This window comes from Emticicia sp. C21 (genome assembly GCF_003418935.1).
Lineage (GTDB): Bacteria > Bacteroidota > Bacteroidia > Cytophagales > Spirosomataceae > Emticicia.
On record NZ_QVMT01000004.1, the window covers coordinates 13,967 to 33,437 of the forward strand.

General features: G+C 37.8%; 18 protein-coding genes and 4 tRNA genes. 6 read left to right on the forward strand and 16 right to left on the reverse strand.

Going from position 1 to position 19,471, the window contains the following annotated elements; genetic code table 11:
• Window positions 1-18: 18 nt before the first annotated feature.
• The 9 genes from D0T08_RS10655 to D0T08_RS10695 all read right to left on the reverse strand — a co-directional run bounded on the left by D0T08_RS10655 (window position 19) and on the right by D0T08_RS10695 (window position 6,470).
• Window positions 19-1,125 carry a helix-turn-helix domain-containing protein gene (locus D0T08_RS10655; protein ID WP_116982622.1) on the reverse strand — a complete coding sequence of 369 codons (1,107 nt, stop codon included), beginning with the start codon at window positions 1,123-1,125 and terminating at the stop codon, window positions 19-21.
• A 131-nt stretch (window positions 1,126-1,256) separates the two neighbouring features.
• Window positions 1,257-2,444 (reverse strand): elongation factor Tu, encoded by a 1,188-nt coding sequence (tuf, locus tag D0T08_RS10660; protein WP_116982623.1) that lies wholly within the window; start codon window positions 2,442-2,444, stop codon window positions 1,257-1,259.
• A 252-nt stretch (window positions 2,445-2,696) separates the two neighbouring features.
• Window positions 2,697-2,768: transfer RNA gene (locus D0T08_RS10665), tRNA-Thr, on the reverse strand.
• A gap of 158 nt (window positions 2,769-2,926) precedes the next feature.
• Window positions 2,927-2,999: transfer RNA gene (locus D0T08_RS10670), tRNA-Gly, on the reverse strand.
• Window positions 3,000-3,069: 70 nt separating this feature from the next.
• Window positions 3,070-3,152, reverse strand: a tRNA-Tyr gene (locus D0T08_RS10675).
• Between the two features lie 206 nt (window positions 3,153-3,358).
• Entirely contained in the window at window positions 3,359-4,411 is a 1,053-nt protein-coding gene (locus D0T08_RS10680; RefSeq protein WP_116982624.1) for an outer membrane beta-barrel protein, read from the reverse strand.
• Window positions 4,412-4,468: 57 nt separating this feature from the next.
• Window positions 4,469-5,350 (reverse strand): hypothetical protein, encoded by an 882-nt coding sequence (locus D0T08_RS10685; protein WP_147322756.1) that lies wholly within the window; start codon window positions 5,348-5,350, stop codon window positions 4,469-4,471.
• 62 nt (window positions 5,351-5,412) lie between these two features.
• Window positions 5,413-5,967 (reverse strand): RNA polymerase sigma factor, encoded by a 555-nt coding sequence (locus D0T08_RS10690; RefSeq protein WP_116982626.1) that lies wholly within the window; start codon window positions 5,965-5,967, stop codon window positions 5,413-5,415.
• 284 nt (window positions 5,968-6,251) lie between these two features.
• The gene (locus D0T08_RS10695) at window positions 6,252-6,470 is read right to left on the reverse strand and encodes a hypothetical protein (protein WP_116982627.1); all 219 of its coding nucleotides are present in this window, start codon (window positions 6,468-6,470) and stop codon (window positions 6,252-6,254) included.
• Window positions 6,471-6,784: 314 nt separating this feature from the next.
• On the opposite strand from D0T08_RS10695, the gene D0T08_RS10700 reads away from it, so the two are divergent.
• Window positions 6,785-6,855 (forward strand) — tRNA-Cys (locus D0T08_RS10700).
• Window positions 6,856-6,955: 100 nt separating this feature from the next.
• Here D0T08_RS10700 and D0T08_RS10705 read toward each other — a convergent pair.
• Together D0T08_RS10705 and D0T08_RS10710 are read right to left on the reverse strand one after the other, a co-directional pair.
• Entirely contained in the window at window positions 6,956-7,690 is a 735-nt protein-coding gene (locus D0T08_RS10705; RefSeq protein ID WP_116982628.1) for a hypothetical protein, read from the reverse strand.
• Between the two features lie 127 nt (window positions 7,691-7,817).
• The gene (locus D0T08_RS10710; protein WP_116982629.1) at window positions 7,818-8,768 is read right to left on the reverse strand and encodes a hypothetical protein; all 951 of its coding nucleotides are present in this window, start codon (window positions 8,766-8,768) and stop codon (window positions 7,818-7,820) included.
• A 273-nt stretch (window positions 8,769-9,041) separates the two neighbouring features.
• On the opposite strand from D0T08_RS10710, the gene D0T08_RS10715 reads away from it, so the two are divergent.
• The gene (locus D0T08_RS10715; RefSeq protein ID WP_116983020.1) at window positions 9,042-10,226 is read left to right on the forward strand and encodes an MFS transporter; all 1,185 of its coding nucleotides are present in this window, start codon (window positions 9,042-9,044) and stop codon (window positions 10,224-10,226) included.
• Here D0T08_RS10715 and D0T08_RS10720 read toward each other — a convergent pair.
• The 5 genes from D0T08_RS10720 to D0T08_RS10740 all read right to left on the reverse strand — a co-directional run bounded on the left by D0T08_RS10720 (window position 10,223) and on the right by D0T08_RS10740 (window position 15,121).
• On the reverse strand, window positions 10,223-10,660 hold the full coding sequence (locus D0T08_RS10720; RefSeq protein WP_116982630.1) for an NUDIX domain-containing protein: 438 nt from the start codon (window positions 10,658-10,660) through the stop codon (window positions 10,223-10,225). The genes D0T08_RS10715 and D0T08_RS10720 overlap by 4 nt on opposite strands.
• A gap of 88 nt (window positions 10,661-10,748) precedes the next feature.
• Window positions 10,749-11,096 carry a hypothetical protein gene (locus D0T08_RS10725; protein WP_116982631.1) on the reverse strand — a complete coding sequence of 116 codons (348 nt, stop codon included), beginning with the start codon at window positions 11,094-11,096 and terminating at the stop codon, window positions 10,749-10,751.
• A 28-nt stretch (window positions 11,097-11,124) separates the two neighbouring features.
• Window positions 11,125-12,642: a S10 family peptidase gene (locus D0T08_RS10730; protein ID WP_116982632.1), complete on the reverse strand. Its 1,518-nt coding sequence runs from the start codon at window positions 12,640-12,642 to the stop codon at window positions 11,125-11,127.
• A 175-nt stretch (window positions 12,643-12,817) separates the two neighbouring features.
• Window positions 12,818-13,579 (reverse strand): carboxypeptidase-like regulatory domain-containing protein, encoded by a 762-nt coding sequence (locus D0T08_RS10735; RefSeq protein ID WP_116982633.1) that lies wholly within the window; start codon window positions 13,577-13,579, stop codon window positions 12,818-12,820.
• 57 nt (window positions 13,580-13,636) lie between these two features.
• Window positions 13,637-15,121: a PKD domain-containing protein gene (locus tag D0T08_RS10740; RefSeq protein WP_229238939.1), complete on the reverse strand. Its 1,485-nt coding sequence runs from the start codon at window positions 15,119-15,121 to the stop codon at window positions 13,637-13,639.
• 438 nt (window positions 15,122-15,559) lie between these two features.
• On the opposite strand from D0T08_RS10740, the gene D0T08_RS10745 reads away from it, so the two are divergent.
• The 4 genes from D0T08_RS10745 to D0T08_RS10760 all read left to right on the forward strand — a co-directional run bounded on the left by D0T08_RS10745 (window position 15,560) and on the right by D0T08_RS10760 (window position 19,277).
• Entirely contained in the window at window positions 15,560-15,994 is a 435-nt protein-coding gene (locus D0T08_RS10745) for a hypothetical protein (RefSeq protein WP_116982635.1), read from the forward strand.
• A gap of 154 nt (window positions 15,995-16,148) precedes the next feature.
• Window positions 16,149-17,207, forward strand: coding sequence for a sensor histidine kinase (locus tag D0T08_RS10750; RefSeq protein ID WP_229238940.1), 1,059 nt, complete (start codon window positions 16,149-16,151; stop codon window positions 17,205-17,207).
• Window positions 17,208-17,324: 117 nt separating this feature from the next.
• Complete coding sequence (locus D0T08_RS10755) at window positions 17,325-18,440, forward strand: sensor histidine kinase (RefSeq protein WP_116982637.1); 1,116 nt, start codon at window positions 17,325-17,327, stop codon at window positions 18,438-18,440.
• Window positions 18,441-18,485: 45 nt separating this feature from the next.
• The gene (locus D0T08_RS10760; RefSeq protein ID WP_116982638.1) at window positions 18,486-19,277 is read left to right on the forward strand and encodes a LytTR family DNA-binding domain-containing protein; all 792 of its coding nucleotides are present in this window, start codon (window positions 18,486-18,488) and stop codon (window positions 19,275-19,277) included.
• The last annotated feature ends 194 nt before the right edge of the window (window positions 19,278-19,471 follow it).

The following is a 19,471-nucleotide window of genomic DNA, read 5'->3' on the forward strand; positions in this document are numbered from 1 at the left end:
ACTTTTAAATTTATGCAGCTACTTAAAGGAAGTTTGTGCCAGGTATTCTTTTGGTGAAATGCCCGTAGATTTCTTGAAAGTCCGGTTGAAAGTAGTCTTTGAATTGAAGCCACAATCAAACGCTAAGGAGAGCAAAGTATATTTCTGGCTATCAGGTATTAAAGCAATTTTCTTAAACTCTTCAATCCGTAATTCGTTAATATAATCATAAAAGTGTTTTTGCTCGAAAGAATTAATTACCTGTGATAAAGTATTCTGATGGATGTCTAGTCTTTCTGCTAAATCACCTAAACCTAACTCGGGATTTTTAAAAAGTTTTTCGGTCTTCATTAAGTTATTCAAGCTTGCATGAATCTTTGCGGCATCTTCTTCCTTTAAAGTTGATTTCTGATATTTTACTTTCTCCTGAGCTACATTTATAACAGAACTAGCATTGAACTGGACTGTTGAATAAGATAAATTATAATTGCTGAATACATTTCCCTGTCTAATACCTAAATATCCCAAAAGGGTTACATACACTGTTACCAAGGCAAAAGTGAGTGTATCATTACCCAAAATAACTACTGCCCAAATAGCACCAATACCATAGATTAAATACAATATCCATTTCATATTCACTTTTTCAGTTAATGAAAAATGGTTTTTAATGCTTTTCTTGTGTCGATTCAATTGACGCCAGCTAAGTATCAGATAGATAATTCCTAATAAAACAATGGAAATGAAAATAGTTGCAGTCTGTACCTCGAAACCTAAGCCATTCTGCTGATAAACTAATATTTTTTGTTCGGACGAAAGTAATAAAAAGGGGATTAAAGATCCATAAGCTAAAAGGGCAGGAAGAAAATGGGGAAATGACTTAACAGATTGTTGAGTCGGATAAATTAATGCTCTTATATACAAATACAAAAAAGGTCCATGTAGCAATGGCATCGGGATTTCAAGGCCTAATAAAAAAGAATAATGAACATATTGGCCGCTAAAGTGTAGATAGAATAATTGCAGGTGTATTCCAATAAGACATAGCCAGGTTGCCAGAATTCTATCGCCTTTTGATTTATCCTTTTTACTTATAAGCAGAATTGCCAAAAAGAATGTAATGATGATTCCACTAAGATAAAACATAGATTGTGTTGTTTTCTTGTAGACAACACAAACAGGCTACTCCCCTATCAGCTATTTCATCTTTTTTAGCTTATAAAAACAAAAAGCACTTCCTTGCGGAAGTGCTTTTCTATATGCTGTCTTAATTAAAATTAAGCAAGGATTTCAGTTACCTGACCAGCACCTACGGTACGTCCACCTTCACGAATCGCGAAACGAAGACCTTTATCCATAGCGATGGCGTTGATTAATTTCACTTCGATAGTGATGTTATCACCAGGCATAACCATTTCAACACCTGCTGGAAGAGTGATCTCACCAGTTACGTCAGTTGTACGGAAATAGAATTGAGGGCGGTATTTGTTAAAGAATGGAGTGTGACGACCACCTTCTTCTTTGCTCAATACGTAAACCTCTGCTTTGAAGTGAGCATGTGGTTTAACTGAACCTGGTTTACAGATAACCATACCACGTTTGATATCAGTTTTCTCAATACCACGTAACAATAAACCTACGTTATCACCAGCTTCACCACGGTCAAGGATTTTGCGGAACATTTCAACACCAGTTACAACTGATTTCAAACCTTCAGCACCCATACCTAAGATTTCAACTGGCTCACCTGAGTTGATGATACCCGTTTCGATACGACCTGTTGCTACAGTACCACGACCTGTGATAGAGAACACGTCTTCAACTGGCATCAAGAATGGTTTGTCAGTTGCACGAGCTGGAAGTGGAATAAATGAATCTACTGCATCCATCAATTGTTCGATAGTTGCAACCCATTTCGCTTCTCCGTTCAATCCACCAAGAGCTGAACCTTGAATTACAGGAATGTTATCGCCATCATATTTGTAGAATGATAACAAGTCACGGATTTCCATTTCAACAAGTTCTAATAACTCCGGATCATCAACCATATCCACTTTATTCATGAATACAACTAATTGAGGTACACCTACCTGACGAGCCAAAAGGATGTGCTCGCGGGTTTGTGGCATAGGACCATCAGTTGCAGCTACCACAAGGATAGCACCATCCATCTGAGCAGCACCAGTTACCATGTTCTTCACGTAGTCAGCGTGACCAGGACAGTCAACGTGAGCATAGTGACGATTTACTGTTTGGTATTCTACGTGCGCAGTATTGATAGTGATACCACGTTCTTTTTCTTCTGGAGCGTTATCGATTGATGAGAAATCTCTTTTATCTGCTAATCCTTTCTCTGAAAGTACTTTAGTGATAGCAGCTGTCAAAGTTGTCTTACCGTGGTCAACGTGACCAATAGTACCAATGTTTACGTGAGGTTTACTACGGTCAAAATTCTCTTTTGCCATGATTATTGAAGTCTAAATATTAGATTTATTACAAAATTATTAATTATTCACTTTGATGAGCCTTCCTGCAGAACTGTTGATTGAACTTGTCAAGTTTCCTGGTTACGAAAGAAAACTCCTAAATTTAATTTACTAGTCAGAATCAGATAATTACAAGCAACCCTTTACAACATATCTTATTCTGATTCTACTAAACTAAGAAAACAATTCATCTCTGATTGCTTTCTTAATAAATGCTCGATACAAAGCTAGAGCCTTCAAGCAGGATTGAACTGCCGACCTCTTCCTTACCAAGGAAGTGCTCTACCACTGAGCTACGAAGGCATTTTTCTGAGCGGGAGACAGTTCTCGAATCGGTAACGACCGAACCGCCACCACCTATATCTTGAAATGCCTATCGCTTTCTGAGCGGGAGACGGGTCTCGAATCGGTAACGACCGAACCGCCGCCACCTCTAACTTGAAACGCCTATCGCTTTTCTGAGCGGGAGACGGGTCTCGAACCCGCCACCTATAGCTTGGAAGGCTATCGCTCTACCAAATGAGCTACTCCCGCTAATGATTCATTAAACCGAAAATTTGTAATCACTAAATCACAAATTAACTAAATCACTAAATTTAATGAGTGGGGGCGGATGGATTCGAACCACCGTAAGCGTAAGCTAGCAGATTTACAGTCTGCCCCATTTGGCCACTCTGGTACACCCCCAATTATTTCCCTATCTCATTCTGAACTCTTATCAAAGAACGTTACGTTCCGAATGGGAGTGCAAAATTAAGTTCTTTTTTTTAATTGTCAAATATTCGGTCAGAAAAAAAATAATTTCTTTTTCACTTTTTTTCTTGCCCCCTGATTTACACATAAAAAATTGGCAAAAACCGTAGTTTTCGCCACTTTTCATAATATTATTATTTTTACAATCTTATCCCGATAGTCCAGGCTTGTAGACCAGCCACATTTTTCTGACCTGATTTGAATAAATCTCCCATATCGTATCTACCGAAAAATGTAATCCCTCTTCTCTTGCCTATTTCAGCTGTAAGACCATAACGAAAATCATTCAGACCATAATTATCTCTGTCGATTTCCTTTTTACTACTATCACTATACTTTAATTTGCGATAAGTCCCTATTCTATAGCCAATATATCCACCCAGGCCGATTTTTAGTTTAGCTTCTTCAAAACCGAAGTTCAGCATAACCGGCAGGTTCAGACTGGTTTCAACTAATTTGGTTTTATTGAGGTCTTTATTTGCAACCAGAAACTCTACCTGCTCATTGGTATGTTCTATATAGTTATTATCCTCAAACATGAAGTTATTCCACGATATTTCCGGCCCATAGGTTAAAGCCAGGTCCATCTGTTTACCATTTACCAGAGTAGCATTTCGTTGGAATGATAATGCAATGAAACGAGAACCCCAGGTTTGTAACGATGGCACGGTAGATGGACCATTAGCCCAGTTATTCAATCCCAGATAGAAGCCGAAGTCGGTACGAGAGAAGAATCGGCTATTACCGCTCTTTTTCTTTGGTTTCTCATATTTCCTATCGTTGTCGTTATTATCATCATCGTCATCATTTCTATCCGAGCGACTCCAATGGTCATTATTTCCGTTGCGTAGTGTATCTCTCCTACTCAGTTGGTCTCTGGCATCTCTTGCTACAATCTTAATGTTTCTGCCGTCACTTGCCACCAGAAGAATGGTATCCTGCTTCGCTCCATCCTGCCCTATCAGAACCAATGCCTTTTTGCGTTCTGATGAATCTACGCCCATTGTCTTCAATACATTCTCTAAATTCAGATTACGCGGTAATTCAAAATCTTTTTTACTCGAGGTATAAACCGTTACACGCTTCTTTACGCCCCTGTCTGTAAATTCTACAATAGTGGTATCTTGTTTATAAGATGCCTTTACCGAAATTCCTCCCAACAGTAACAAGAGGATAAGTCCTAGTCTTTTCATTGAATTATTGCCTGTTAATTTTTCTATTAAATTTCCCGTACTAAACGGTATATATAACTACTCTCTTCTTTGCATTCTACCTATTCTGCGTTGCACAAAGTCTCTCACATCTTCACGCTCTTCCTTAAACAAGTTATCATCAACTTTGGCCATTGCATCTTTTACCCCTATACCCTTCAAATCTACTTTTTCGCCGTATTTAAAGTGTTTGTATTCACCTAAAAGTTTTGCAAGAAATGATTTTTCTTTTTCTGCTATAGTTTCAGTTTCAACCGGGGATTGAACGGATGTCTCTTCCATTGGCGTAATCACAACAACGACAGTTTCGCCTGGATTATATTTATTGGCGATAGAAGAATTATTATCAGCATAAGTAGCTATATCAGCAACATTTCTGCCTGTTAAAGTTTCCGCTTGCAATGGAGAAGGTTGCGATTCGTTCGGTTGATTCAAAGCAATAGCATCGTTAGATTCTTCCTCTATTGGTGACGTTATTTCTTTTACTATCGGTGCTTTCGCAGGTATATTGAGTCTTTTTGCAACAGCTAAATCATTAGCTGGATTTACTGATAACACTTGGTCAACAGTATTTGACTCCTTATTGGTTTTGATTTTGGCTAATTGATTTGAATCATCCTGATTGCTAGATGGGGCAGGTTTTATTTCAGGTGCAACCTGAATAGGTTTCACCGGATTAGCTGCTACATGCGTATCATCAGTATTACGTTGTGATAGAACTCCTATTGTCAGGGCAGCTACTATCCCTGCTGCGGCTGCATAATAGCCCCAGTTGCGGTTCATAGCAAAAACTCCACCACGACGTTTGGTCTGTTTCTCTTGCAAACGTGCCTGAAATTTCTCAAAAGCTTTTTGAGAAGGTTCCTGGCGGTGTTCTGCCAGTTTCTTGGCAAAAAGTTCGTCAATTGGATGTTTCTTCATTTTGATTATTGATATTTTCATATCCCCTGCCGAAACGTCGGCTCGCCCATCAGCGGGAAATATTAAATGACACTCTTTTCTAATTTCATTAACTTACTCTGTAACATGGCTCTCGCCCTACTTAACTGAGATTTCGAAGTCCCTTCTGAAATCCCTAACAACTGGCCTATTTCCTGATGATTGTACCCTTCAATGGCATACAGGTTAAAAACCATGCGATAACCCTCAGGCAACTGTTCAATCAGTCTCATTAAATCTTCTGCTTCCAGATCTGTACTAAAGGCAGCATCGTTTGGTTCTTCAATGGCATATTCCAGATCAACCGCTATCATCTTTTTGCTTCGTACATACATTAACGCCTCATTAATCATGATTCTTCTGACCCAACCCTCAAAACTTCCCTGAAATGTAAACTGGTCTATCTTGTCAAAAATCTTCATGAATCCCTCAATCATCACATCTTCCGCCTCCATTTTATCTCCCACATAACGATTACAAACGGCCAGCATCTTCGAAGCAAATTTCTCGTATAGCCGAGTCTGTGCTTTGGAGTCTTGCCTTTGTACAGCTCTTGCGAGGTCGTACTCGTTAGTGAATAAGGATAAAATTCGTGTCATAAAATCATACGTTCATAAGCAAGATGCAAAAAACTATTGAAAGGGTTGCGTCAGAAATAAAAAAATATTGAAGGTTGTAAAATATTTTTCTGAGAGGTGGGTTAGTTATGATTGAACTTGTTAACATTTTTAATTTAACTACTATAGAATGTCGCCTTGCAGCTATCTTATATTCCTGGAATCTCAATTGATAATTTGTAAGCCATCGCTACCCTCATTAAAAAAGGTTCCCATCATATTGGTAACCTTTTCTGGTTCCGTTTGAGTAATCTTAACTCTGGTTTTTAGAGACCATCCCTGCCCTCATTCAAAAAGGTTCCTACCGTATTGGTAACCTTTTCCTGTTCCGTGTTAATGGTCATAACTTTGTTTTTTTGGAAACCATTGCTGCCCTCATTCAAAAAGGTTCCTTCCATATTGGTAACCTTTTCTTGTATTGCACGCTTGCTCGTCATAGTCGGTGATGCCACTGCTACTTGTATTTGCTGTCTTTTTCTCTTCATAATATTTCACAGTTGTTATGTGTTCAGGTAGTTGTGAATGGTTACCCAAAACTGGGAGTTTCCTAAATTTCCGACTTAGGCTTGTGTTTTCAAAGTGATTGGCGAGGTTTCTCGTAAAATCGGACTGTTGTGTTATTCTCTATGTAGCTGCCATCTTACTTGATGCGTAGGAACAAATTTCCTAACCAGTTCCTTATCAATGATTTAGGGAACAACCATTAGAAGCCTTAATTATCCCTTCTCAGAAATTTCAGATTTTTTTTTAGTTTTTTTTTGGAGTTTGGTACAATGCTTGTACTTTTGCACTCCCAAATGGTCCTGTGGCCGAGTGGCTAGGCAGAGCTCTGCAAAAGCTTGTACAGCGGTTCGAATCCGCTCGGGACCTCGGAAAAATCAAAACGCAGTCTTCCTAGATTGCGTTTTTTTATTTGAACAACATGAAAGGTTAAACTTTCATTCTTCACTTGTTTCTCTTACTTATACAACTATTGTGCATCTCTATATTTTCTAACAAGTTGTAAAGTCTGATTTTCCCATAAATAAGTAGAAGGATCAATCGCTACAACGTCTCTATAATTACTTTCCAATACTATTCTTTCAAGATTCTCTTCAAATGAACCATTTGGTATGCTAAGCGCAACTGTACCTGAATTGATTATGGTTACATGAAGGTCATCTGCCTTTATATCAGCTTTTAGTTTATCAATAAAATTACTGTCGTACAAAATACAAGTGGCCAATCCTATCTGGCTACTGATACTAATCATATTTTCTCCTGTTGCCGGGTCTTTAAGTCCTTCAATTTTTAGTTTTGCTTTTTTTATATTTTGAAAACTAATATCTAAAACTTCTTCTTCTGTAATTTTATATTCATACAGATTCGATTTCATTACGTAGTCTATACCTGTTCTTCCGTTTGGTCTAACCTTTACTCTTGCTATAAAAGCACCAATATTATCTCCAAGTTTTTCATTTACTACTACCTGATGGAACATATCATTCTCTTCAAAATTGCGAATAACGGGTAAGAAATCTAACCTATCCTGTTCGAGATTTAGTGTTTTAGTAACGTTTTCGCCGACATTCATTTCACTAAAACCTTCCTTTTGTTCGGCTCTCATTACTATATCTTCTTTCTGCGTTTGATTCTTGTCTTCTTCTTGAGTTACATTCTTATTATTACTATTAAAAAGACCTGATAATTTGCTTAGTATTCCCATGTTTAAGTTTTCTTTATTATTAACACTCAAATATGAGAAAACTTAGTTATAAATGACAGGCCTCATAAACCCAAAAAAAAGTGTTACCAAAAACAGGCAACACTTTCCGACATATTTAAACGTATTACTAACCTTTTTCCCTTTTTGTTGGTTTTGTCTTTTCCTTCTCCTCTGTTACGCCATTGACAGTCACTGTGTATTTCAAATCACAGGTACCATCCCCATAATCGACAATTTTTGTATCGCCTGAGAAAGGCTTGATTTCTATCGTTCCACTTACAGGGAAACCTCGGGAATCTTTACATGAGCGTTTCACTATAAGCGTTTTGGTAATATTGGCCGTAAATTCTGTGCCGTCACTTGACTTGGCATTGGTAGTACCAGTTGTTTGTGATTCGTCATCATCTTTAGTTGCCGTTCCTTTATTATCCACTGCACGCTTTTTAGTACTTGTATAAGTAATTATCTTGTTCGTGTTTGTATTGGTAATGGTGATATTAGCCAATTTCTCGCTTACTGTAGCCTTACCGTTGGCAACGGTAGTGGTGATAGTATGCGTACCATTAACCACCAATGTATCTCTTTTCAGATTCTCATAAGTTACTGTGCGTGTCAGCGTACCTGAGAACCCTGAATCTGGTTTTACAGGAATCGAAATTGTCATTTTTCCGCCTACTGCTTTATCGTCACAAACCCCATCTGCTACACTGGTATAATCGTATACAATCGTAATAGTGTTGTTTGCTACAGTTTTGCTTACATCGGCGCAATTATCAAATCTACCTCTCCAGGGTTTATCCCAGCCTATACCCAAACTTGGAAAATGTCCGCCATGCTTGCCTTTGTCTCCGCCACCGGTTTCACGGAAATTACGGCCGCCAAAAGGTAAAAAAGTTACATCATCTACTAATTCGTACACATCTTCTGAACCATCCTGAATAGTCTGGTTATCGGCTACTACCGCTGCCGATTGCGCGTCTGGTGTTACAGAGTTGTTGTCAGCGTCTTTTGTACAGGCCGTGACTGCCACTCCAAGAGCAATGCACAGTGAAGCAATTTTTAAAAAATTGTTTTTCATCGGTTTTAATTAGATTTTAAATAGTGAACAAATAAGAATTTGTGTACACTTTTTACCATAATCAACGAAACTTTTAAGTGATAGATTAGCGAACCTGTTACAAGGACGAAGCCCTTTGCAAAAAGGGTTGCACTGCCAGAATTAAAATTTAGAACCGCCTGATTATGAAGCTTTTCAGATAAAACTTTTTCAAAAATTGCATTTTACCATTGAATGATAGTTGGAAACAAAGTTTGTCTTGCATATATACCCACCTATGCTTTATTTTTACAGATGGAACAACAATCTAACAGTATATTCTCTCTCCAATATTGGCTTCTCTGTATCAGTTCACTGGTTTTCTTTGCAAGTTTCAATATGCTCATACCTGAGCTACCTGATTATCTGTCTAAATTAGGGGGTGCCGAATCGAAAGGTTTGATCATTAGTCTTTTCACGCTTACTGCCGGACTTTCGCGTCCTTTCAGTGGGCGTCTTACCGACCGTATTGGTCGTGTACCTGTCATGGCTTTTGGGTCTCTGGTTTGTTTTGTGTGCGGATTCTTCTATCCGTTGGTTACCACTGTTTTTCCTTTTTTAATGCTAAGATTAGTACACGGTTTTTCTACAGGTTTTAAACCTACCGGAACAGCCGCGTATATTGCAGACATTGTCCCAATCAACCGAAGAGGCGAAGCCATGGGTATGCATGGATTGATGAGTAGTTTCGGAATGGCGTTCGGACCTGCTTTGGGTAGCTGGATTGCAGATACTTTTTCGATGAATGTGTTGTTCTATGTTTCTTCCATGTTTGCCCTTATCTCTATTGCGATATTGTATAATATGAAAGAAACGCTGCCGAAAAACCAGCAAGAGAAATTTACACTCAACTCGCTGAAAGTTACACAGAATGATGTTTTTGATATTATGGTTTTACCCGCTGCCATTGTTATGTTTCTGACGGCATTCAGTTTCGGCGCAGTTGCTACTTTATCGCCTGATTTGAGTAAAAGCATCGGGTTACATAACAAAGGATTTTACTTTCTGATTTATACACTGGCCTCATTATTTATCCGCTTGTTGGCAGGCAAAGTTTCTGACAAAAACGGGCGGATTCCTGTATTAAGATGGGGATGCTTTGCGCTGATTATTTCTATGGGCTTTACAGCCTTTGCACATAACATTTACCTGTTCGTCATAGCAGCTATCTTCTTTGGCATTGGTCAGGGAGTACTCTCTCCTATTCTACAGGCATGGACTATAGACTTATGCGATGAGAATAATCGTGGTAGAGCGCTGGCAACCATGTATATCTGTATGGAAGCGGGGATTGGTTTAGGAGCATTTTTATCGGCAGAAATCTATCATAATAGTATAGCCCGAATGCCTTATGCTTTCCTGATTATGGGGGGACTGGCAGTTTTAGCCTTTGCCTACCTATTCTCGGGCAAAGTTCGCCGCATGAAAGCAGCTTTCTAAAACCAGGTCTGATCTAGTTTACCTATATATTTATCAGGCAAATTCCCTGACAGGTATTCTTTGAGATTTTTGGTGATATTGGGATATAAATTGACACTACTCAACTCCTTGATATCTATCCATCTGATAGCTAAAGCAGAAGTGTGCTCAGGATTAAGCAAAGGAGTGCCTTTTATAATTTGTCCTTCAAAAATAAAATGAATGGTTTGTTTTTGAGGTTCAGGAAAATGGACTTCTCCCACCATCATTAGCTCACCAATTTCAACTTTAATACCTAACTCTTCGTCTAGTTCTCTGGTTAAAGCAAGGGTTAAAGATTCACCGAACTCTAAATTGCCACCCGGCAAATTATATACATCCTGACCACCATATCGATAATGCATGGTCAGGATTTTTTCATTTTCTATAATGGCAACCGCCGGCCTGATTTTCATAGCTACCTAAGTGAACTCTTTTATAATAGGTTATATATTCTCAATTGAGATTTAATATAGCGCTTGTTTGTAAAAATTACATGAGAAATTATCTACTCCTATATATGATAAACTCCCTCCATTTTTTACAAAGCGCCAGTAAATCAATTGTTTTGAACTCTTTATTTTTATCTATAAATTTAGGGTTATCTAAATCAATTAGTGTTGAAATATCGCTACCCCATAATATACCTTGAATAAATATTCCTCCTAATTCAGAAGAATCAGGTACATCTCTATTGATAATATCTTCAATCTGCTCTATATAACAATCTAAATCTTCAATATCATCCACAGAGCTTAAAATAGAAAGTTCAGATAATGGTTCTTCAACTCTCAAAGTTGGAATGAAGCGATTAGTTGCTACATGTAAAAACTCACCAAATCTATATTCCATTTTCTATTAGCTTTTAGCCAAAATCTTTTTACTTCAAAGCCATCTCATAAAATCTATCAGCATCCTTTTTCAATTTAATTAACGATTCTTTATGAATATACATCATATGCCCCGCTTCAAAATAAGTAAAATTCACATTTTTCTTTTGTTCCGGGCGTAACATCATATGATTAAAAGTATATTCTGCCGCAAAATAAGGGGTTGCCAAATCGTAATATCCTGCCGCTACCCATACTTTTAAATAAGGGTTCTTCGACATGGCCTGACGTAGCGTTTCACTCACATTCAGGTATTTATTTTGCACATTGTTATAGTTCCAGGGCTGTACTCTGCCTGTCAGAATCAGATAGGGTAAATCATTTTCATATTTCAATTCCTGACGCAAATACTGGTTAATTGTTCCAGAATAAGGCCCAGAAATAGTAGCATCCAGGCTTGGGTCAAACTCATATCGTTCTCCGGCATTATCGTAGTCTGTACCAGTAAAACGACCATCTAAACGCCCAGCGGTTTTGCCATCTTCACGCAACAGTTCTTTCACAAAACGACCTATTTCTATACGGTTATTCGCACGTTTGATAAAATCTTTCGATAAACCCGTAAACTTGCTTAGTTTCTCGGTAACCATTGTTTGCTCTGCCTCGCTTGCCTGGTCTCCTTTCATTAATATGGTTGAGTATTCATTCAAAACAAACTTTTCTACTTCCCGCAAAGTCTTTTGTAAATCTGCCTGATATTCGGGGGCTATCTTTTTATGATACCAGGCCATAGCCGTATAAGTAGGCAGAAATAGTTCAAAAGGCAGATCATTTCCTTTATCGAACAGGGCAGTCTGGAAATTCAGAATAGACGAAATCAATGAAATACCATTGATATACATATTATATTTATCCTGCAGATAACCCGATAATCCTGCCGCTCTGGTAGTGCCATAGCTCTCGCCCGCCAGAAACTTTGGCGAAGCCCAGCGGCCATATTTAGTAGCATGCAAACGAATAAACTCCCCTACTGATTCTATATCTTCATTATAACCCAAAAACTGACGTTCATTTTCACCCTGCACGGCACGACTATATCCCGTATTAACTGGGTCTATAAATACTAAATCTGATTTATCTAACCAGCTATATTCATTATTTACATACGAGTAAGGTGGTGCTAATGACTCTCCTTTATCACTCATCGGAATACGTTTTGGCCCAATGCAACCCATATGTAACCAAACCGAAGCCGAGCCAGGGCCACCATTAAAAGTATAAGTAACAGGGCGTTTTGACAAATCATTTACACCATCTTTGCTATAGGCAATAAAGAAGATATTGGCCTTAGCCTTACCGCTTTCATCTTTTAGTACCATATAGCCCGTGCGAGTAGTATAATTAATGGTTTGTCCACCAATGGTTATCTGTCCTTTGGTTTCAATAGGTGCCGGAACGGGTGGAAGAACCGCTGGTTTTTCATCAGGTTTTTTCTCTGTATTCTGGGCCAATGCTGAAAGTGTAATGCAAGTAAGAACAAAAAGGATAGTTTGTCGAAGTCTGGTCATGAGCGTTCAGGTAATTGATTCAGGACAAAAATAGAAAAATTTGTGAGTACACAAGCACATATCAGATATAAAAAAAGTATTCTCCTGATGAAGAATACTTTCTTGCGATTATGGTTAAAAGTTGTGTGGTGAAACCTAATTCTAAACCTACTGCTACTTTCTTAAATGTCTCTTACTACTTGATTAATAACGTCAGCTCATAATGTTCAGCCAACTCATAAGGCGGGATAAAAATTCCAGTAGTTGAATCACTATAATCTTTCTCCTCGTATCTCACTTTTACCTTTAGTTTTTTGCCTGTGCTTACATCTTTAGCTGTAATTTTATATTTGCCTACTGCCACATCATAGATATGATAATCATTAGTGGCAACGCGACGAACCACCGTTTGTCCGGCACTCCCATCAACCAACGGGCCGTCTGGTACTAAGGTTACTTCTATATTTCCGACCTCTAAATTGTCGAAATCATGTAGTATTTCAATAGTCCCGCCATAGAAGCCATCATCACCGAAATTGCCTGTACGTTTACCTGTTAATTTTAGCGTAAGATTCTTGACAGCTCCATCATAAGGCGAAAACTGACCATCGTTTTCAGTAAAAAGCGCCAGATCATAGTTTTGCCCGTTGTATTTTACTTTTACGCTTCCCCTCACATAAAATGACCCTGAGGCAATACCAGTCGGAAGCTTGATTCTATAATTACCATTTGCATCTGAATACCCAATTACGGCATTTGCATAATCCAGACTATTAGCGACAATTTTGGCATTAGCAATAGGCTTTTTGTTACTATCTGTTACTCTACCTTTTACAATTCCTTTCTCTATACCATCAGATTTACCGGGTTCAGGTGCAGGATCATTACACTTGCACTTATCTGGAGTACATGCTATAGTTAATAATGTTATCAGCAGAAAATATATGATTGATTTCATGGCTTATAAATGTTGATTAAGTGGCAGAGAGTAATATCTCTCTGCCCAAAAACCGTTTTAAAACTTAGCTACGTTAGCAGCATTGTTGCTGGCAAATGTATTAGTCGTTGCAGCATCGCTGTTTACATCAGCATCAGAAGTATACAGGATTCCATAGCCGCCGCTATAAGTCAAACGGGTATTTTTAATGGTTAACTTCGCTCCTTTGCCATAAGCAACTACGTTTGCTCTTCTGCCTGATACAATGATTGCGCTACCGCCACCACTTATTTCTGCATTCTGGATTACATTCTGATTACTTACCGAATAAATGATAATTCCTTTCCAGTAGACTTCGTTTCTTCTTACGCCTGTTATCACTACTTTTTTATCAGGTATTCCTTGTGCAGATAAATAACCATTGCGATTTACACTAATCATCACATCTCTTTCTACTTCTACCGTTACACCGGGTTTTAGAGTCCAACCCGTTTCTATTTCCAGATTACCTAATAGTCTATATTTCGTTCCGTCTTTAAAAGCAGGCCAGCTTACGTTAGTCTCTTCCTTAATTATAGATGAGTTTACTTCTATCAAATCACGCTCATTTGCACCTGTAAATTTCGAATCTGCATCCAGAAAAGTAGCGTTGATTGCATCAATCAGAATACCCGCCTGCGATTGTCTTTCAAAGCTGTTTCTCTTAAAATCTTTTAATAGTGATCCCGTTTGTACATATAAACCATAGCCATCATTCGTAGCAAAAAGACAATCTGTTAAACTTATCTGTGCTTTTTTATTGCCAAACATAGCCAAACCTGCTTTAGTATTGGTAAAAGCAATTTTACCTGCGCCATATTCTACATTCACAAAAGCCATCTTATTGGCCGCACTTGGAGAATACAGTTTTATACCAGCCCAATAACCTTTTTGCAATTGCATACCTGTAAATCTTATACGGTTTTCGCTCAATCCTACGGCATCAATTATTCCTTTTTCTTCAATGCTCAAAGCTTTATCGCGGTCAAAAGCCATCGTTACACCCGGCGCAACACTTAGTTCAGCATTTACTGAAATATCTTTTGTTACCAGATAATCTGGTTTTATATGGTCAATAAAACGGTCAGCCAGATGCGTTTTTTCATTGATAGGCTTATCAATGGTTATAGGCTCTTTGTACTCTACTTTAAATCTGACCCTGTCCTGACTTTTTTCGCTGCCTTGCGTTACTGTCAGTTCAAATTCATAATAACCTACAATATCAGGCGTAAAAGTTGGTTTTACTGCCGTTGGTTGAGCCAATGTCAGTTTACTATTGGCTGGTTTACTAATAAGTGTCCAGTTAAAAGTTTTAGTTTCGTTACCGGTAGAAGCAGAACCATCCAGCGTTGCTGCTTGTATAGGCAATACATCCCGATCGGCTCCGGCATTGGCTTTTAGATTTACGACTGGTGTTGGCTTGGGAGTTTCTTCTGTTTCTTTGCACGAAATCAAGGCACTGAACAATGCCAGTGAAAGGGGGATAATAATTGATGTACGTTTCATTGTGTTTAACTTTTTCATAATTGATAAAATGCTTTAACTGTGGTTTTAATAATTTTCTTTGGCTATCAGTTTATGATGCAAAACTATAGGCAGACTTTTTCTGCTACCATTACTGCCTGTTTCAATTGCAGGTTTCGGGTTATTAATTGTAAGAATTGTCACATGAACTGGTAAATTTTCGGCTGGTGCCTGAAGGAGGTTTTTCTATATTCTTGGTAAGTCTTACTGTATTCTAAGTCTTTTCTGCTATTATTAAGTCACAAACTGCTAATAATCTTCTATTTACAGTCTATCCGCCTAAAATCACAATTCAGTCGTAAGAGCTTCCATTTCAGTCAGGATGGCTTTTCAGAATAGACTTCTAAGCCTTCATATTTGTAAAGCGAACGGAAAATCTGTGGTGCAGAAAACTGATTTGCTTATCAATTATTTAAAACAAAATTATTTTTACACATTATGAAAGCTTTACGTTACTCATTAAAATCTGTTTTAGGTATCTGCATGATACTTAGCCTATTTCTTACTTCATGTAAGGATAATGGAAAAGACCCGGCACCGGATTTAGCTACCCAAATTGAAGGTAATTATGCATTTACCGAAGTTGTGGTTGATGGACAGACTGTCCCTGCCAGCCAAACCAATATAAAAGGAACGGTTAAAATTACACGTGCTACTGAAACAACTGTAGATGTAGATTTAAATATCCGTCAGAAAACTTCTAACGAAGAGTTTCTGGTAGGAAAAGTAACAGGTGTGGTAGCTTCGCAAGGAAGTGGCATTATTAATTTGATCTACGAAGGAGAAAATGTTGGTTCAGTAAAAGGCAACAAATTATCAATTAAGAGTGTAGATGAAAATGATGAGCATTTTACATTGGTTGCTGTTAAGTAAAGTAAGCCAACTAAATATCCACATTTTTACAAATCACACATCACTTTTAGCAATTCATACATAAATATGGTCTCATAAAGTATAGTGCATGCAAACATTCGTGAAAGAATTTTTATTTTTGAAAATTGCCTGACACGCACTGTACTGAAATTTCATGAGGCCCAGATTTTTTTCAAAATATGAATGGTGGTATCACCTCACAATGATGCCCATCTTTTTTGTCGCAGGTAACTATTACTTTATTGGTGATAGTTACTTTTCTGACTTTAAGACATTCCTGATTGGAACAGAGTTGGTTTTTGTTCTCTACTGGTTCTCTATTATAGTGCTTACTGTGGCCATCCGTTGGGTAATAGCCCGTTTCCCACACTTCCACCAAAACGGAATCCGCCTGATTGTGATGCTCATACTAGTTGGTAGCATGACTATGCTATTAGCTGTTTTTGATGTATGGGCTTACAGCATCTTTCCCTATCTGAAAGTCGACTTTGTCTGGGACAAGATATGGCCTATCATGATTTTAGGCATATTTTTCGACTTTTTCCTTTGTGCTGCCTTAGGCTTATTTTATGCCTTCGAAAAGTGGAAACAGAATCAGACCGAAAGTGAAAAATTAGAACGTATTGCCCTACAACAACAGTTTGATACGTTGAAAGGCCAAGTGAATCCGCATTTTCTTTTTAATAGCCTGAATACACTCTCGTCTTTAATCGGAGAAGATAAAGACATGGCTGAGCAGTTTGTAGAAGATCTCTCAAAGATATATCGCTACATGCTGCAAGCTGCCAAAGTAGAATTCGCCTGCCTTTCTACAGAATTGGAATTTCTCGAAACATACGCCCGACTCTTGAAAGTGCGCTACGGAGAAGGTCTGCAATTCAAACTTCCTCAACCTAATTTTTATAAAGGTATAGTCTTGTCTCCATTGAGTTTACAGAATCTGGTAGATAATGCTATTAAACACAATATGATGTCAATCAGTAAGCCTTTAATCATTACCATTGATGTTTTAGCTGACCGGCGCATAAGCGTGAAAAATAACCTGCAGAAGAAAATCAGAAGCATAGATACGCAAGAAGCCTTGCTGGCAAATCTGGTAGCCAAATACAGTTTCTTATCTAATGAAGCTGTAGAGGTAATTGACCAGGACAAATATTTTACGGTTATTCTCCCAGTAATTATGGAAAGAGAATTGAGCAATTGGTCGGGATAAACCCTCAATTCATACATCGTTTATGAGGATTGATGTAATGTAGTTAACTTAATCAGTATAAGACCTACTTATTTTGTTTTAAAGAAAAAGAATCAAAGTGTTTTGATTAATAGTCCGATGAAGAATCCTTTTGCCAATGCGCTTAATGAAAAACCTGAAGCTAAAACAAGCTGGTCGTATGCACTGACCATGCCTGTGTTTCTCATGTTTTTCAGTTACCTGCTTATCGGCTCAGGTTATTTTTCCGACATCAGAACATTTGTTGGAGCTACCATCCTGAATGGCGTTTTATTGACCTGCACTTTTTTGATTCAGAATCGGGTAAATACTAGTATTTCAAATAGATATTCCAGTTTGAATCAAACTATCCAACGAGTAGCAGTATCTGTATTTACTCACGCAGTTTTATCAGGAATATTCCTGTTACTGATTGCCACACTCTATGTTAAATTCAGGTGGTTTGGTTCTACAGCCAGTTATAAATCTATTATTATAGTCTATGTGATTAATATGATGGCTATTGTGCTGACGATGGTTATTCAAGAAACTTTTCATTCATTAGGACATTGGAAACATCATGAATTTAATAAGGAAAAACTGCTGAAAGAAAACATACAAGGTCAATTACAGAGTCTGAAAGCACAGATAAGTCCACACTTTTTATTCAACAGCCTGAATTCGCTCTCAACCCTTATTGCTGAAGATTCTGAGAAAGCAGAGGAGTTTGTTGACCAGATGGCACGGGTTTACAGATATCTGTTACATACTAATCAGTCAACAGCAGATGAAGATCAGGTAAATCATCTGACTTCATTAAATAACGAACTGTCATTTATTGAGTCTTACTATCATTTATTAAAAACACGATACGGAGAAGGTATGCATCTGAATATTAATGTTAATGAAAAATATTTATCATACCTGTTGCCCCCGCTTACGCTGCAATTATTAGTAGAGAATGCGGTTAAACATAATGTTATCAGGTCAAGCAGACCTTTAACGGTAGAGATTGCAAGCACTAACGATGGTTTCTTGCAGGTAAGAAATAACCTGCAGAAGAAAAATGTTTCAGGCTTAGAAAACCTGGAATCGACACATATAGGTTTGGCTAATATTAAGGCTAAATACCATTTATTAGCACAAAATAAGTCTGTTGTATCAGAGCCTATTTTTGAAAATGGGCCTGATTATTTTACTGTTACTTTGCCTCTAATTGCAAAGACTATAAGCTAAATATTAAGGATATACTAAAGAAATTTAAACTAAAGAACTGTAGAAATGAATGCATTGATTGTTGAGGACGAAGCGCTGTCAGTCCGCCGATTGAAGAAGATTATTAATGAGATAACTTCCGAGATTCATGTCATTGGCGTAACTGATAGTATAGAAGATACAGTTGATTGGTTGGCAACAAACAGAGCCAACCAACATGCAGATCCTGACCTGATCTTTCTGGATATAGAATTATCTGATGGACAGAGTTTTGAGATTTTTAACCGGACAGAAGTAAAAAGCACAGTCATTTTTACGACTTCTTATGATGAATATGCTCTACAGGCATTTAAGGTAAATAGTATTGATTATCTGTTGAAGCCTGTTCATCGGGATGATTTACAGAGAAGTCTGAATAAATATGAAACCTTAAAGGCAAAGCCTGCGCAACCCGCACAAGATTCGCTAAGTGGCATTAAAAAACTTCTTGAAGACTTAAAGTTAAACGCGACGCCTGAATACCGCGAGCGTTTTTTAGTCAAACAGAATCAGAAGCTATTATCTATAGAGGTGGGAGAAGTTGCTTATTTCTTTACCGATGAGCGATATAGTTTCTTCACGACCCACACTAATCAGAAATTTCTGGTAGATTATACTTTAGACGAAATAGCCGAAACACTTGATCCGGCCCGCTTTTTCAGAATTAACCGAGGGATGATACTTACACACAAAACCGTTGAAAAAATGGAACCCTATTTTGGTAATAGGCTGGCTTTGACGCTCCGCCCTGCGCATGGTAAACAAGCTCTGGTGAGTCGGGAAAAAGTAGCTGATTTTAAAAACTGGATGGGCAAATAACATCTTAAAAATATTATTTAAGGAGAGCAGTGCTCTCCTTTTTTATTGCTATAAACTGCTATTATTCATCTTCTAATTCCACAATTCATAACATGGTTCTATCAATTGCAACGAGCTATTATACAGTTCATGTGTTGGCGCATTTATGAAGTTTTCTCCATCAGCTAAGTTTGCATCATGTTATTTGACATCAC